This window comes from Streptomyces diastatochromogenes, assembly GCF_002242805.1.
Classification (GTDB): Bacteria; Actinomycetota; Actinomycetes; order Streptomycetales; family Streptomycetaceae; genus Streptomyces; species Streptomyces diastatochromogenes.
In genome coordinates this window covers 33,616-46,660 of record NZ_MCGQ01000001.1, presented here as the reverse complement: position 1 = coordinate 46,660, position 13,045 = coordinate 33,616, and the positions used below count along the sequence as shown (strand labels likewise).

General features: G+C 69.0%; 16 protein-coding genes and 1 pseudogene. 8 read left to right on the top strand and 9 right to left on the bottom strand.

Annotated features, from left to right (window positions below; all coding sequences use genetic code 11):
• Positions 1-206: 206 nt before the first annotated feature.
• The gene (locus BEK98_RS48825) at positions 207-377 is read left to right on the top strand and encodes a hypothetical protein (RefSeq protein WP_167444056.1); all 171 of its coding nucleotides are present in this window, start codon (positions 207-209) and stop codon (positions 375-377) included.
• A 411-nt stretch (positions 378-788) separates the two neighbouring features.
• Here BEK98_RS48825 and BEK98_RS00200 read toward each other — a convergent pair whose 3' ends face one another.
• On the bottom strand, positions 789-1,265 hold the full coding sequence (locus tag BEK98_RS00200; RefSeq protein ID WP_094214250.1) for an ATP-binding protein: 477 nt from the start codon (positions 1,263-1,265) through the stop codon (positions 789-791).
• 261 nt (positions 1,266-1,526) lie between these two features.
• On the opposite strand from BEK98_RS00200, the gene BEK98_RS00195 reads away from it, so the two are divergent.
• Together BEK98_RS00195 and BEK98_RS00190 are read left to right on the top strand one after the other, a co-directional pair.
• On the top strand, positions 1,527-1,763 hold the full coding sequence (locus BEK98_RS00195; protein WP_094214249.1) for a DUF397 domain-containing protein: 237 nt from the start codon (positions 1,527-1,529) through the stop codon (positions 1,761-1,763).
• A gap of 90 nt (positions 1,764-1,853) precedes the next feature.
• Positions 1,854-2,768, top strand: a complete 915-nt coding sequence (locus tag BEK98_RS00190; RefSeq protein ID WP_094214248.1) for a helix-turn-helix domain-containing protein — start codon at positions 1,854-1,856, stop codon at positions 2,766-2,768.
• 28 nt (positions 2,769-2,796) lie between these two features.
• On the opposite strand, the gene BEK98_RS00185 is transcribed toward BEK98_RS00190, so the two are convergent.
• The 4 genes from BEK98_RS00185 to BEK98_RS00170 all read right to left on the bottom strand — a co-directional run bounded on the left by BEK98_RS00185 (position 2,797) and on the right by BEK98_RS00170 (position 5,639).
• On the bottom strand, positions 2,797-3,600 hold the full coding sequence (locus BEK98_RS00185; RefSeq protein WP_094214247.1) for an SAM-dependent methyltransferase: 804 nt from the start codon (positions 3,598-3,600) through the stop codon (positions 2,797-2,799).
• A gap of 96 nt (positions 3,601-3,696) precedes the next feature.
• Entirely contained in the window at positions 3,697-4,077 is a 381-nt protein-coding gene (locus tag BEK98_RS00180) for a hypothetical protein (protein WP_094214246.1), read from the bottom strand.
• A gap of 107 nt (positions 4,078-4,184) precedes the next feature.
• Complete coding sequence (locus tag BEK98_RS00175; RefSeq protein WP_244201667.1) at positions 4,185-5,093, bottom strand: helix-turn-helix domain-containing protein; 909 nt, start codon at positions 5,091-5,093, stop codon at positions 4,185-4,187.
• 291 nt (positions 5,094-5,384) lie between these two features.
• A complete protein-coding gene (locus BEK98_RS00170) occupies positions 5,385-5,639 on the bottom strand; it encodes a hypothetical protein (RefSeq protein ID WP_094214245.1) in 255 nt (84 codons plus the stop codon).
• A gap of 387 nt (positions 5,640-6,026) precedes the next feature.
• On the opposite strand from BEK98_RS00170, the pseudogene BEK98_RS00165 reads away from it, so the two are divergent.
• Positions 6,027-6,445, top strand: a pseudogene (locus BEK98_RS00165) (lantibiotic dehydratase); the annotation flags it as partial.
• Between the two features lie 41 nt (positions 6,446-6,486).
• Here the strand turns inward: BEK98_RS00165 and BEK98_RS00160 are convergent.
• Both BEK98_RS00160 and BEK98_RS00155 read right to left on the bottom strand, forming a co-directional pair.
• Complete coding sequence (locus BEK98_RS00160) at positions 6,487-7,641, bottom strand: helix-turn-helix transcriptional regulator (protein ID WP_094214326.1); 1,155 nt, start codon at positions 7,639-7,641, stop codon at positions 6,487-6,489.
• A gap of 289 nt (positions 7,642-7,930) precedes the next feature.
• Entirely contained in the window at positions 7,931-8,659 is a 729-nt protein-coding gene (locus tag BEK98_RS00155; RefSeq protein WP_107428240.1) for an RNA polymerase sigma factor, read from the bottom strand.
• A gap of 275 nt (positions 8,660-8,934) precedes the next feature.
• On the opposite strand from BEK98_RS00155, the gene BEK98_RS00150 reads away from it, so the two are divergent.
• Complete coding sequence (locus tag BEK98_RS00150) at positions 8,935-9,132, top strand: hypothetical protein (protein WP_094214244.1); 198 nt, start codon at positions 8,935-8,937, stop codon at positions 9,130-9,132.
• 289 nt (positions 9,133-9,421) lie between these two features.
• On the top strand, positions 9,422-9,637 hold the full coding sequence (locus BEK98_RS00140; protein WP_094214243.1) for a hypothetical protein: 216 nt from the start codon (positions 9,422-9,424) through the stop codon (positions 9,635-9,637).
• Positions 9,638-9,693: 56 nt separating this feature from the next.
• On the opposite strand, the gene BEK98_RS00135 is transcribed toward BEK98_RS00140, so the two are convergent.
• Together BEK98_RS00135 and BEK98_RS00130 are read right to left on the bottom strand one after the other, a co-directional pair.
• The gene (locus BEK98_RS00135; RefSeq protein WP_094214242.1) at positions 9,694-10,326 is read right to left on the bottom strand and encodes a BlaI/MecI/CopY family transcriptional regulator; all 633 of its coding nucleotides are present in this window, start codon (positions 10,324-10,326) and stop codon (positions 9,694-9,696) included.
• A gap of 183 nt (positions 10,327-10,509) precedes the next feature.
• Complete coding sequence (locus tag BEK98_RS00130; protein ID WP_244201666.1) at positions 10,510-11,556, bottom strand: hypothetical protein; 1,047 nt, start codon at positions 11,554-11,556, stop codon at positions 10,510-10,512.
• Positions 11,557-11,735: 179 nt separating this feature from the next.
• Here BEK98_RS00130 and BEK98_RS00125 point away from each other — a divergent pair, with 179 nt between their 5' ends.
• Both BEK98_RS00125 and BEK98_RS00120 read left to right on the top strand, forming a co-directional pair.
• Positions 11,736-11,999: a helix-turn-helix transcriptional regulator gene (locus BEK98_RS00125; protein WP_094214241.1), complete on the top strand. Its 264-nt coding sequence runs from the start codon at positions 11,736-11,738 to the stop codon at positions 11,997-11,999.
• Between the two features lie 175 nt (positions 12,000-12,174).
• Entirely contained in the window at positions 12,175-13,044 is an 870-nt protein-coding gene (locus BEK98_RS00120; protein WP_094214240.1) for a DUF6083 domain-containing protein, read from the top strand.
• Position 13,045: the final 1 nt, after the last annotated feature.

Sequence of the window (13,045 nt, the reverse complement as noted above, 5' to 3'; positions counted from 1 at the left end):
CCACCACGGCCCTCGCACCTTGGCGCAGGTAAACAGCGCACTGCTGCGCTCGAAGCGGGGGGTGATACCGGCGCGCTCGCTCGCGTATTCAACTGTCATCAGTTCTCCGAGGGGTCTAGCCTGGTGGTGACCGCCAGTGGTCTTCAGAGGCGTATCGGCTCCAGGTGCCTCCGGCTTCGGAGGCCAGTTTGGCCGTGGTCACCCCGGTGGTAGCTCAGAGCTTCCGCGACGACTGGGGCGGGCGTCTCCAGCACGTGCTGCCGGATCGCGGCGGTGCGGCCGGCGGTGGTGGGGATGCCAAGGTCGTTGAGGAGGACCGCAAGGACGTCGGGGTGGAGCGGTTGCCCGGCTCGGCGGCCAGGGAACAGCCACCGTGAGGCATGGATTGTCGCGGTGCTCAAGTTGTCCCGGCTGTCGATCCAGCGGAACAGAAGTTCCGCGAGCGGTTCGGGGACCGGGGAGGCTCGGCGCACCGGAGGAGGGCCTGCTGGTCGGCGCGGGCGATGGACGATGCTTCCCGCGACTCGGGTTCGCGGAAGCAGGCTCGGGTCGGTGAGAAGGCGCGACGTCGTAGCCATACAGGCCGTGGAGGGCATCGGCCCTCAGCCTGCAATTCACGGACCACGTCGGCGATCCAGGGCCTCGGCAACGGGCATGATCAGGAGACTCCTTGGCACGCTTCCTCGGTGAACCTTCCCGGTCAGAGCACTAGCGACCATTCTCGCCGTTCTCGGGATCTGCTGGCGCTCGCGCGCGGCACCGTCAACGATCCGTCCATCGACGCCGTGTCAGGTCTCGGGGAGTGAGAGTCGAGCCCAGACGGACTTTCCCCTGGCGCGGGTGTCTGCTGTCCAGCCCCATGTGCTGCTGAGGGCGTTGACGATGGGCAGTCCGCGGTTGCGTTCGGCCATGGGCGCGGGGAATGCGAGCAGGGGACGGCGCCGGCTGGGATCGCGGACGATGCACAAGAGGGTGTGTGGGCGCAGGGCGAGTGCGAGCCAGACAGCGGCCTGCGGACTGTCTGGGCGAAGGATGCGTACCCGGCCGTGGCGGACGGCGTTCGCGACGAGTTCGGAGGCGACTTGGACGGTGTCGTCGCAGATCCCGTTCAGGTTCCAGCTGCGCAGGGTCTGGCGGGTGAACTGCCGTGCTACGTAGCAGCAGTTGGTGGCGGCGGGGATGCGCCGTGCGGCGAACGGGGTGCTGCCCAGGCCGGTACGGACGGCCAGATTGGGAGTGTACGCGGGTGGATCGCCGAGGAACATGGGTAGCTCCCGGGCACAGGGCGATCTAGGCGCGGGCAGTGGCTGAATGTTGTCGTTGTGACGTGGCGTCATCGTCCGTCCCCCGGAACCTGGTTTGCCGTGTCAAGCCTGGCGTGCCGTCTTGACCGTCACTATTCCGGCCTGTTCATCGTTCCTGCAAGTGTGGTCCTGCAATTGCAGGACCACTTAATTCGTACACGCGGTCGGTCGGCGGTCCGGGTCATCGCTGGCCGAGAAAAGACTTGGAGAGGCGCGGTCGGTATGCAGCGGGTGGAAAACGGTGTCGGTGCGGACATGATTGAGGGTGTTGCATGGTGCAAGAGCCGCCACAGCGGGGGCAATGGGAACTGCGTGGAGGTTGCTTCCCTTCCCGGCGGGGACGTGGCTATGCGTAACTCCCGTTTCCCCCAGGGACCCGCCCTCGTCTATACGCGAGAGGAGATCGCAGCATTCTTCGCGGGGGTCAGGGAGGGGGAGTTCGACTTCACCCTCTCGTAACAGCCGGTAGAGACATGGCCACTTCCTGACACCGGTGAGGTGCGGCTGCCATACTCGGGCTCCCTGAACAGTTCGATAGGAGTGCCTGGTATGGCAGCCGAGCAGAAGGCGCCTTCCATTCTCGGATTTCCGCACCGGCCGGAGTGGGGCGCAGCTGCCCACCGCAGGGCGCTCGCGGGGCATCTGCGGCGCTGCCGCGACTACGCCCGGATCGGTCCGCGGCAGGCCGCCCGGTGTATCGACGCCTCCGAATCGACCATCAGCCGCCTGGAGACCGGCCTCACCGCCCTCAAGCCAGCGGAGGTGGAGCGGCTGCTGGACGAGTACGGCGTGCGCGACCCTGTGGAGCGGCAGCGGATCACGGCGCTCATGCAGGAGGCTGCAAAACCCGAGGTGTGGCAGCCGTATGCCCACGCCGCACCGACCACCCTGCGCCCGCTGCTGGCCATGGAACCCGCGGCCCGGCGCATTCTTTCCTACGAGCCGCAGCTGGTCCCGGGATGGCTGCAGACCGAGGAATATGCCCAGATCGTGATCCGGGCAACGCACCCGACCCTGCCGGCGAAGGAGATCGCAGACCGCGTGAGCCTGCGCGTGCAGCGCATCGGCATGCTGCGGCGCGAAACCGACCCGCCGACGCTACTGGCAGTGATGGACTCCGAGGTCTTCCGGCGCCCGGTCGGTAGCCCCGGCGTCATGTACCGGCAGATCAAGCATCTGCTCGCCTTGCTGGAGGATCTGCGTTTCCGGCTTCGCCTGCAGATCGCCCCCCTGTCGGTGGGGGCGGCCGGCGCGATCGGGCATCCGATCGTGCACCTGCGGTTCTTCGCCCCCGAATACCTGCCCGACCTGGTGTACCTGGAGCAGTACGAGGGGGCCGTCTACCGCGAGAAGCCGTCGGAGTCCGAGCGGTACCAGGCGGTTCTCAACCAGCTGTGCGGGGTGGCGAGCCCGGTGGAGCAGACTCCCTCGCTGCTGCAGGAGGCGCTGGAGGCCTGGCGGTGACGCCGAGGTGCCGCCGTATCCGCGCTGCTCAGTGGCGGACGAAGCCCACGCCCCCGTACTCCTCCCATTCCCAGGTGAGTTGAGCGGGGACATCGTCGTGGCCGGGCCGCCAGGCGGAGACTTCTGTCAGCCCTGGGTCCACTAGCTCCAGGGGCGCGCAGAAGGCCGCGACATCCGATTTCTCGCGTACGCGGCCCCAGTGCCCCTGGGTCTGTTCGTCCATGAAGCCGGTGACGAAGTCGCGGATCTTGGGGGAGTCGCTGACCAACTGGCAGACCACCATCATGCTGCCGGAAGGCAGCCTGTCCGCGACGTGGGCGATCAGCTCGCCGGGCCGGCTGCTGTCGGGGATGCAGTGCAGCACGGACACGAACAGGGCCGCCACCGGTTCATCGAGGTCGATGAGCCGGCGCACGGGCTCGCTGTCGAAGATCTCCCCGGTGTCGCGCATGTCGGCCTGGAGCACGGCGGTGCGCTCATTGGTCTCCAACAAGACGCCGCCCATGGCGCGGACGCTGGGGTCGTTGTCGATGTACACCACCCGGCTTGCAGGGTCGACGCGCTGCGCGATCTCGTGGACGTTGTCCTGGGTGGGCAGGCCCGATCCGTGATCGATGAACTGGCGGATGCCGTAATGGGCGGCCAGCGTGTGCACGACCCGGCGCAGGAACTGGCGGTTGTTCAGGGCGAGTTCCCTCATGCTGGGCACTTGTTCGAGGAGTGCGCTGCAGGCCGCGCGGTCAGCGGGGTAATTGTCCCGGCCGCCCAGCAGACTGTCGTACATCCGGGCCACACTCGGAACCGAGACATCCACTCCGTACGGCAAGCTCACCCGTGTCCCCCTCCTGCCCGCACACCGCCATCCGGCGCCGAGACGGCACAGTGTAGTGACGCGAGTCACATCGGCGCGCCGTGAAGTGGCCGATTGTCACTCCATCGGAGCGGCGGGGGAGGGCAGCAGGCTGGCAAGGTCCTCGAGCGCTACGCCGAGTACCTCGGCAACCCGTTCCGAACTGAGCCGCAGCCTGCGGTGCAGCACGTGGGCGTCCAGCTGAAGGGATCGCACGGTCCGCCCGGACGGCGAGGTCTGTGTCTCAAGGCCCAGAGCGTGGTCGATGTGATCGTGGAGGATGTCCCAGGCGACAGCGGCCGGGCCGGAGCTGCCCAGGACGACGGTCCACGACACCGCCAGTTCGGTGAAGGCCGCAGCGACAGCTTTCTCGGCCGCGCAAGGTTGACCGATCCGCAGTGCTGCGTACTGCAGATACGGCTCAAATTGACGTTCGCGGAAAGCGGCGAAAGCGGCCACGGCGGCACGCTCGGCCCGAAGGCCGCCATGGCCAGGATGCGGATCACGGCGCACGCCGGTGCGGGTGTGAGAGGGCCGTGGGGTGAGGGACGGGGCTCTGCGTGCGGTCACTGGCGCTCTCCAAGCGCCGTGATGTGCGTGGTGCCGTCCGGCAGACGCGGGTCGTCGCACATCAAGAATGCGTAGTGCACCGCCTCCCACAGGGGTTTGACTTCCGCGGGCCGGCCGCCCAACGTGCTGACGAGAGCCGACAGAACCTCCCATTCCGGGACGTCCACGCCCCTCAGCAGGCGGCGAGCTGCTGCAGCAGTGACGGCTTTGGCACTCAGTGCTTCAATCTGGTCGGCCGAGGGCGACTTGGCTGCCAGGTACAGCCCCCGTACGGCGGCATGCAGCTGCTCGATGGCCGCGGTGACGGGCTGGCGTTGCGGTGCCGTCACCCCGTGCGCGGCTTCGAACAGCACCCGCAACTCGGCAGGATCCGAGCCGAAGATGTCGGTCAGCGCGCACACCAGGTCCCAGGTCGGCAGGCGGTCACCGGACAGGACCCGGGAAATGAACGACGGCGACAGCATGGTGAGGTCGGCGACTTCCCGGATCGTCTTGCCACTGCTGACCTGAAGCTGTGCCAGCGCCGATGCCAGCTGACCGACCGGACTGGCGGCATGATCCGTCTGATCAGCGTCCGTGTCCTCCCATGCCTCCGCAGCCGCTACAGGGCGCGCGGAACGCCACCGGGCGGGAGCGGCCCGCTTGTCATTGGCATGCAGGACCATCATCCGGGCCACCCGCTCCGGTCCCCACCGGGCGCGCGCCGTCTCCGGCGCGACATGCGCGGCCCGGGCCACCGCATCCCATTTCTCACCCCGGTGCCGGGCGTCCTGGACCGCAGCCGCGGTGTAGATATCCAACTCGCGGCGGATCGCCTCGGTGCGTTCCAGCAGCGTGGCCAGTTCCTCCTGGCGCAGCTCGCTGGCCAAAAGCTGCCCGGCCAGCCGGTGGACCTCCGTGGCCACCGCGCGGCCCAACGGGCCCTGCTGTTCAGCGACCGCACTCTGGCGCGCCTGCCGCTGCCGCTGAGCCCGACGGCGGCATGCCGTGCCACAGTACCGGCGGCGCCGGCCTGCACCCGTGTTCTGCACCAGGGGACCCGCACATACCACGCACGTGTCCGCCTGCGACCAACGATCCGTCACCACGCAGTCCTCTCCCGACCTCGATCCGGTGCGCCGGCGCCGCAGCACCGGCATGGCCAGGTGGTACCGGACAGCGCTGACGCTGCCCGGCACCATCCCCTCACGGCCGGCTCAGTCGAGGCGCGCCCACAGGAACTCGATCCGGGACGCGCGAGCCGCGGCCGCCGCGGTCATCGCGAATGCGACGCACGCGGCAGCAGGCCACTCAGAGCGCGACAGAACGAAGGACAGAACAAGCACGACAATCGGGCCCAAGCCCAGCGTGACAGCGAAGGCACGCAGGCGTGCGTAATTCCTGTCGGCATTGCTACCGTCCAGAGGCGTCCCGGACACCACGGTGCCGGTGACAACGCGGGGATCAGTCATCTCTTTCCTTGTCGAATTGATGGTTGGTCAAAATGCGGAGGGGTTCCCGGTCTTTCGGTGCCAGCCTCGGGGCCGGGACCTATCTCCGGCGCGAGATTAGCGTGTGCCTGCCTCGCTCGGCCATCAGAGTGAGGCAGTAACGGGTAAGCCGCCGCATCAGCGCGCGAAAACCAAGGGCCCGGGCCCTTTTCTGACCGCAGGTGGCAAGGCGATGTAAAAACCTGAGCGTGTTTTGACGGAATGCGACAAATGTTGCCGGTAAGTCATCCTGATACAGCGCGCGCCGTCGCTTGAAAATCCATTCAGCGCACACCGGCGCAAACACCACCAGGCCGATGGGCCGTTCAGCGACAACAGCTACTCGAGCCGCCGCGCTCGACGGCCGCGACCAACGAACTGGTTGCGGCCCTGGACGTGGGGCCCGACGAGCCTCGGGGGTGCCGCCGCACTTGGAGGTCGGGGTGCGGGCGCACGCGGCCAGCCAGGGGGAGTTGCAGTGTGGGCGGTTCCGGCTGGAGGTTGTGAGCGTGTCCCAGGGTGCCGGTGTCTCCACGGACCGGTTCCTCAGTGTGCTGGCTTCCGACGACCGCGAGGTCCTGGCCGCGGAGCTGGTGGATCTCCCAACTGCGGCCGGCAACACCGTGCCTGCGCAGCTGTCTTTCCCGCTGCTGCTCTCCGAGAGTGCTCACGTCACCCGCGCCCCGCAGGTCCTGCCCACTCTGATCAGCCTTCAGGAGCACCGCGCCCCGGCGGACACCGTCCTCGCTGCGGGGGACTTGGCAGTGGGGTGCGACGGCCGCCGCATGGTGCGGACGAAATCCTGAGCACGCCCCCGGGTGCGCGCCGGTCATCGGTGCCATCGGCTGGAGGAACTGCTCATCTCCTCCTGGTCCGCATCCTCGGAGTCGTTGCCTCCTGCGCTGATGGTCTCGGCGTACCGTGTTGATCCGTCCAGGCCCATCTGGGCGATGCGCACGCCGAGCTGCGTGCGGCTGGCTGCGCCGAGGGTTTCCGATAGGCGGGCGATATGGGCGCGGCAGGTGCGGACGCTGATGCCGAGTCGTTCGGCGATCACCGCGTCCTGGTGGCCCTCGGCGAGTAGCGCGGCGATGGACTGCTCGCGGTGGGAGATGCCCTCGATGGAGGTGTCGGACAGGGGGGCGGTCAGTGGGACGGCGAGCCGCCAGAGGCGCTCGAAGACGGTGGCCAAGTAATCGACCAGGGCCGGATGGCGCAGTTCCAGAGCCATCGTGCGGTCGGCGTTGGCCGGGATGAAGGCCACCGTGCGGTCGAAGAGGATCAGACGCTCGGCTACCTCGTCGAGGGTGCGTGCCTCGACCGAGCCGCCCATGAGCTCCAGGTGGTTGAGCAGGCGCTGGCTGTGGCGGGCGACGTGTGTGTACAGGTCGCGCATACGGACGCCCCGGCCGCGCAGCTCCAGCGCCCGGTGCAGGCCCTCCGCGAGTTCGTGCTCGCGGGGGATACCGGCGGGCTGGATGGTGAGGACCTCGGTTGTGGAGGCCCGGGTAGCCTCGTCCAGCGCGGCCTGGATGCGTGATTGCCCGTCCAGGACCCGGATCGCCGTGCCTTCGACGGACGTCGGGGCGGCCTGCGCCTGGCGGCCCAGACCGGCATACCATTCGAAGGCTGCCACCGCCGAACCCACCCGCTGCTGGCTCTCCCTGACCTCGTCGTAGACGCCGCGCAGCAGCCGGGCCATGATCTCATTGGGGGTGGTCGGCACCAGCCAGTCCCCGTCGTCGGGGTCGGGGTGCAGCAGGGCAAGCTCCAGCAGGCAGGGCACCGCCTCCGCGTCCCAGCGCGGCACGCGGCCGCGCCGTACAGCCCGGGCATACACGCGATCCCCGACCTCGCACAAACGATCGACACCGTGCGAGTGTTCGCCCGTGCGACGCTCTGCCGCTACCCCACCCGCTCCCGGTTCCCGCGACGCCCAGGGACGGCTGACCGAGCGGCCCGGAAGAGCAGCGGATGCGGGCATGGCCGGGCCCAGGTCCGCCGTGGCCGGTGAATCCTGCCTGAAAGCCGCCTGAGCCCTGGGGACTTCACCGCCAGGACGGCGGCTGATGGAGTCCAGCAGCTGCCGGATCTCCCGGGCCGCCTCAAGACCGTCCTCGCCTTCTCCCTCGCCGTGCGCAAGCTGGCGGCGCAGCTCAGCGATGCGGCGGGCCACCCGTACCTGTTCGGCGGAGGTGCGCTCGCTCAGCTGACGGACCCCCTGGGCGCCGAGGGACGACTGCTCCATCAGCGCGTCGAAGTCGTCATTGCGGCTATCCACGCTGTTCACCCTCTTCGTCCCGCTTGGCCTTCACTCTCCACCGGTACAGCAGCCCCTCGATGGCACGGACGGACGTTGCCTCCAGCAGTTCCTGGATCTCTTCGTGCGTATAGCCGTCCAGGACAAGGGCCAGGGCTGCCCGGGCGCGCGGGTCACTGATCTCCTTCAGCGCGTCCCGCACGCGCTGTGGGCCGAGGACCTCGTCGGCAGTGCTGAGCGGGCTGACGGGCAACTCATACACTTGCTGCTGCCGCTGGAGCGCCCGACGGTGCCGCTGCTCGCTCGCCCGGTATCTGCGGAACTCGTTGGGGAAGGCATACACGCAGGCCCCCATGAAGTAGGTGGTGATGCTGGCGCCGCCCTCGAAGGTCCAGCCGCCTTCGACGAGGGCGCGCTGCCGGAACCGGGCCAGTGCGCACGCCACAGTCATGGTGGCCAACTCCTCCCGCAGGTCGCTGTTCGAGGCCAGCTCCTCCAGCTCCCGCTCGTGCGGCCTGAGCCCGAGGCCGCGCTCGGCGACCAGCTGGAAGATGAACCCGGAGTGCATCCAGGCGCGCAGCACCGAGATGCCGTAGCGGGCCAGCTTCTCCTCGAACCGGTCGTAGCGCGGCCCCCGGAAGCCGTCCTGGGCCAGCAGGCGAACCAGCCTCCGGTCGTTCCTCCTGCGGCCGGGATCGTCCGGCTGCCGGCCGGGGCCCACCCTGTCCAGGTCATCTCTCATACTGGCGCGCCCAGTTCATGCTCTCCGGGACAGCCTGCAGGTTGTAAGTCCCGGACGTGCGCGACCCCCGGTAGGCCATCCACGCCGTCGCCCTGCATGCCCTCCCCTTTCCTGTTGTCCAGCGGTCTGCTCTTGTAAGTGCGCTCAGGCAGGGAATCCCACGGAATCTCTTCAAGATCTTTTATGGCGGACGCGGCCGAGGAAACGCCCGTGGGGCGGTGCGGCGCGCGCGACATAGGAGCGGGCACCGACTGGTCAACACCTGGGAGAAACAAGTGAGTTCCGCCCCGCCCCCGCCGTCCGGCCCGTTCCTGTCACTGCACACCGCCCTCGTCCTGCTGACCGCGGCGGTGATCGGTCTGGTGGTGGCAGGCCTCACCTTTCTGACCGGCACCTCGGCGGCAGGAGCGGTACTCACAGGCCTGATCAGCGCTGGCGGCAGCGTGCCCGTGTTGCGGACTTTGATCGGCTGAGCGCCACCGCGTTCAGCGTCTGCCGCCGCTTCCACAGCCGTGCGACGACACGCTGCGGTTCATGCCCGAGCATCGGATCGGTGGGCAGCACGACACGGACCGGCACCGGCACCAGCTAGGGCCCGGCAGCATCCCAAGACGGCGTCGCGGCGGTCCTCACCGGCATCCGCACCGGCGAAGTCACCGTCACTTCCACACCAATGCACCCCAGCCAGAGCACACCGGGTGGGACGAGACCGTCGAACTGTCATTGCACTCGGTATCGGCAGAACTCATGGTGCGAGGCCTGATGGCCGACCTCGACGAGGAGTTGCCCGTCCCGTCCTTCGACGGCCCCGGCGACTACCGGCTGCGCCTCCACGCCCGAGGCCGGGACACCGCCATCGACCTCGCCCCGGACGAGATCACCGAGTGGTACCTCATCCAGGTGTGGTCCGCACCGGCACAGGACCTGGTGGTGCTCCGCCAGACCGACCGCTACGGAGCTTCCGCCCGGGAGCGCTGACCAACGCCAGACGGCAGGCGGGCACGCTTCATGCGGGCAGCCGAGGGTCCCGCGGCTTATCCGGCAGTTTCGGGCTGGACCTCGGCTGCGGGTGCCGCTGTCGGCTCCGGCGCATGGGCGGCGGTGTAGAAGACGGAGCTGCCCTGCTTGGTCCGCTGGGCCAGGCTCTTGGCGACGAGGTTTTCGAGGGTGGTGCGCACGACGGTGGTCTTGATGTTGCGGTCGGGGTGCGCATGGCCGAGTGCCTCGGCGATTTCCGCCGCGGAGCGGGGTTCGCTCTGCTCGATGACGTGACCGTGGATGAGGTCAACCAGGGTGGTCCCCGTCTTCGTGGCCGCCTTCTTGGTAACAGGCTTCCTGACGGACTGCTTCTTGGTGGCGGGCGGCTTTGCGGTGGCCGTCTTCGCCGGTCGCCGCTTGCTGGGCGCAGCCGTGGTCTTCTTCCTGGGGGAGGGCACAGCGGTGCGGTCGGCCTTGGCGGGTTCAGCGGGCGGGGTCGTGACGCCGAGTGCCTGCTGCATGCCCATCAGCACGGAGTGGTTGCGCTGCAGCGTGACCAACTGCTGTTGGAGCGCGGTGAGTTCTGCCGTGATGCGCTCTTGTTCCTTGACGTTGGCTTCCAGGTCGTTGGCCACTTGGCTGATGTACTGCGAAGCCAACTCGGTGGCGGTAGCCGTCTCTTCAGACATCGGTCTCTCCTCGGTTGGGGGCCGGGTCGAAGCTCTGCCGGGCGGTTGCAGCGGGTCAGGGAAGATGTTCCGGCCGCGGCGTGCCTTGGTGCGGCGATGATACGGGTGGAAGGCCCTGATTTTGCTGTGCGAGCAACACCTTCCGGTGATAGGGCTCTGGTACGGGACCTGCGCGAAGGTGCGCTACCGGATGATGGGCCGCGCACGCCGTGCTGCAGGCCGCACCTTTGAGTGCTGCACGAACGGTTGCCACAACACCTCGTCGGTGTACTGGTTGGGGTGCCAGGCTGCCAGCGCGTGCACGGCGACCAGCCGATCGAGTAGCTCTGCGGTCTGATGGGTCGAATGCCCGCTCAGGCGGGTGAGTGCGTCCATGTCGATGCTGTGGACAGTGTGATCGCCGGTGTGTGCGGCCAGGACGAGTGTGATCAGTCGCAGTGCGGGCGGCGAGGCCGCGGGCAGGTGCAATGGTGTGGGGTGCAGCGCCCAGTGGGCGGCGCGACAGCGCGCCCTTCGACCCGGGACCTGCTCCAGGACCGCGGCGTCGAGCAGCTGCACCTCCACCCGCGTTGACCTGAGATCGGGGGACTGCAGCCAGGCTCCGTGGGCGAGTTCCTCCCAGATTTCCGTGCGTCCGTGCAGGCGCATGCTGCGTAGCAGGCCCGCGGGCAGGCGGGCGTGGCCACGGGCGTCGGCACGCAGGGCGCATTGCAGGGCGAGCATGCGGGCGGCGGGGGAGGTGAACCGGGGCAGCGCGGTGGCGAGGTAGGTGAGTGTCTCCCGTGCCCGTGTGCGTTCTTCCTCCCCAAGCCGGTGAGTGCCACGTGGAGGCGCCGGCGGGGCGGGGGAGTGGGGCCTGCCGAGCTGTGTGTCCGGGACGATGGCTGTGTGGCTGGTCGCGGCCGCGCAGGCTGCGCAGGCGTCGGCCAGCCGCCAGGTGCGGCCGCTGTGGTCCCGGGTGAGGGCGAGCAGTACCGGGCCGGCGCAGCCGCGGTGGCGCGGATGCCAGCGGCAGCCCTGAGCCCGGCACTGGCATGTGCGCAGATGCCCGGGCAACGCGTCAGCGCGCGCGTGACGGGCCAGGTGGGCCAGGGCGGCGGACCGTGCGGATGCGGCCTCACACGCGGATGTGCGGGCGGTGCAATGGGCGCAGACGAGGTTCGGCCCGCCTGCCCGTGGACGCAGTTCCACCGTCCAGATCCGCCGCACTGCGGCACCGCCGAGCCTCATCGGCTGACCGTCCTCCTTTCTGTCCGCGCCGCAGGACTCCGCGAATGCCTGCAGCCAGGCGTCCCGGGACGGACGCACGGTAGTGCAGATCTCTGCACCGTGGCCCTCGCATCCCTCCGGGACAAATAGTGCAGAGGTCTGCACTGACAGGGCAGAGGTCTGCACCGTCGGATGGTGGGGTGACGATCATCCCGCCCGACCCCAACCTCACCGCGCTGCGCCTCGAACTCGCGCGGCTCAGGGGCGAACGCGGATGGACCTTCGACGAACTCGCCGAACACAGCGGCCTGGCCAGGCGCACCCTCATCGACCTCGAACACGGCCGCACCACCGGCAGCCTCACCACCTGGCACGCCCTGGCCCACGCCTTCGACGTCCCCATCGAACGCTTCCTCACCTCCCTGTGCGAGGGACACCCCACCCCCGGCGCACCACAGCCCTGACCCGGCGTTGCCGCCAGCCGCTCGTGACGCCGGGAGAGAATCACCCGCACAGGCGAGACGGCATCGAACGACAGATCCATACACCGGGCATGCGTTCCCGCATGTTGGGCCGATCGCGTGACATCTCCGAAAGCCGCCACCAGCCACCAGCGCGGCACCTGGCACGGTCACCGCCATGCGCCCCCACCCCCCACACACCGGCAGCCATTGGGACGGCAGCCCCCGCCACACCCCTCCCCGCCGCTCTCTACAGATCGCCGCGAACAGCCCCAGCCGCCTGCTGCGCACCGGACAGACCGGCCGCTGCCGCCACTGCGGCAACCGCATCGACTGGTACCCGCGCCCCGACGACCGGCCCATCGCCCTGCACCCCACGGAAGTAGCCACCGCCGACGTCTCCCAAGCCTGCCGCTGGCACCTCAGCGGCGGCATCGCCCACCCCCACGACGACGGCAGCGGATGGTGCCGCATCCCGCACGCCACCCTCTGCCCCCAGCAGACCCCCCACTCCCGAACCAGCAACCCCCGCCTCACACCACTGCACCGCCAGCTGGCCCTTCGCTCCCGGCGCCTGATCGACACCGGTGCCTTCACCCCTCAACCCCGCACCCCCGCCACCGCAGCCCCAGAAGGCGACGACAGGCACCCCGCCCGCCCCGTCGTCCGCATCCTTCTCGTCAACTACCTCGGCGAAGGCCCCATCGAAGACATCCGCTGCGTCGCTCAGACCCGCCAAAGACACCGCTGCACACACCCCATCCTTGACCCGGCCCGCTCCGCAGGACGCTGGATGCTGCTTCCCACTCAGCCCCGACGCGGCCAACTCACCCTGCCCGACACACACATGGCCGTCTACGACCTCAGCCGCCTGCCCTACGCGGAGCAACTGCGCTGGCGCGCCCAACGCTGCACCGTCCACGCCGCCACCCCCGCAGCCGCCGATCTGGCCCTGGCCGGTTGGCAGCCCTTCGACCCGCTCCTCCACACGGCTCACATCCACACCCAGCTGCCGGCCCCCAAGCAGCACCGCCCCCGCCGACGGTGAC

Excerpts from the sequence above, each read along its gene's own strand:
- BEK98_RS00200 (WP_094214250.1), bottom strand. The coding sequence starts at position 1,265 with ATGTTCCTCGGCGATCCACCCGCGTACACTCCCAATCTGGCCGTCCGT.
- BEK98_RS00195 (WP_094214249.1), top strand. The coding sequence starts at position 1,527 with ATGCAGCGGGTGGAAAACGGTGTCGGTGCGGACATGATTGAGGGTGTT.
- BEK98_RS00190 (WP_094214248.1), top strand. The coding sequence starts at position 1,854 with ATGGCAGCCGAGCAGAAGGCGCCTTCCATTCTCGGATTTCCGCACCGG.
- BEK98_RS00170 (WP_094214245.1), bottom strand. The coding sequence starts at position 5,639 with ATGACTGATCCCCGCGTTGTCACCGGCACCGTGGTGTCCGGGACGCCT.
- BEK98_RS00160 (WP_094214326.1), bottom strand. The coding sequence starts at position 7,641 with ATGCCCGCATCCGCTGCTCTTCCGGGCCGCTCGGTCAGCCGTCCCTGG.
- BEK98_RS00155 (WP_107428240.1), bottom strand. The coding sequence starts at position 8,659 with ATGAGAGATGACCTGGACAGGGTGGGCCCCGGCCGGCAGCCGGACGAT.
- BEK98_RS00140 (WP_094214243.1), top strand. The coding sequence starts at position 9,422 with ATGGCCGACCTCGACGAGGAGTTGCCCGTCCCGTCCTTCGACGGCCCC.
- BEK98_RS00135 (WP_094214242.1), bottom strand. The coding sequence starts at position 10,326 with ATGTCTGAAGAGACGGCTACCGCCACCGAGTTGGCTTCGCAGTACATC.
- BEK98_RS00130 (WP_244201666.1), bottom strand. The coding sequence starts at position 11,556 with ATGAGGCTCGGCGGTGCCGCAGTGCGGCGGATCTGGACGGTGGAACTG.
- BEK98_RS00120 (WP_094214240.1), top strand. The coding sequence starts at position 12,175 with ATGCGCCCCCACCCCCCACACACCGGCAGCCATTGGGACGGCAGCCCC.